The organism is Loktanella sp. DJP18 (genome assembly GCF_049310965.1).
GTDB lineage: Bacteria > Pseudomonadota > Alphaproteobacteria > Rhodobacterales > Rhodobacteraceae > Loktanella.
Genome location: NZ_JBMERN010000412.1, coordinates 1 through 537, shown reverse-complemented (window position 1 = coordinate 537; position 537 = coordinate 1). Strand labels below are relative to the sequence as shown.

Here is a 537-nt window from a genome sequence, read left to right as displayed (position 1 = left end):
GCAATGGGGACGGTCAAGGTGGACCAGAACCTGAAGGAAGTGCAGCACCGCGACGGTGGCATCGTTGAAGAAATTGCCGTCCGGGAAGGTGACGACGTCGCCGTCGGGCAGGTCTTGTTCAGGCTGGACGATGCCCAGTCGCGCACCGAACTTTCGATCCTGACAGCCCAGTTGGACGAGGCGGAAGCGCGACGCGCGCGCCTGCTGGCGGATCGGGACGATGGCACGGAGATCGTCTTCCCCGCCCGCTTCTCGTCCCTGGATCAGACGCACCAGGAACTGATCCAGGCCGAAACGCGGCTGCACACCGGCAACCTGAACAACCGAGAGAACCAGCGCCAGCAGTTGCGGCTGGGCATCGACCAGGTCCGCGACGAGATCGTGGCGCAGGAGGCGCAGCGCGCGGCCCTGATCGACGAGCTTGGCCTGGTCGAAAAGAGCCGCGCGCGCGTCATCGAACTGCTTCAAAAGGGTCTGGTCGAGGCACCGCGCGTCGAAGATGCGGAACGCGAACTGGTGCAACTGAAGGGCAAGCTG

The 537-nt window shown here is 64.6% G+C and carries 1 protein-coding gene; it reads left to right on the top strand.

The genetic code is table 11. The annotated features are described in order from the left end of the window. Positions 1-18 precede the first annotated feature (18 nt). The coding region (locus tag ACOI1H_RS26200) for a biotin/lipoyl-binding protein (RefSeq protein ID WP_422441289.1) at positions 19-537 on the top strand (519 nt) is incomplete at its 3' end.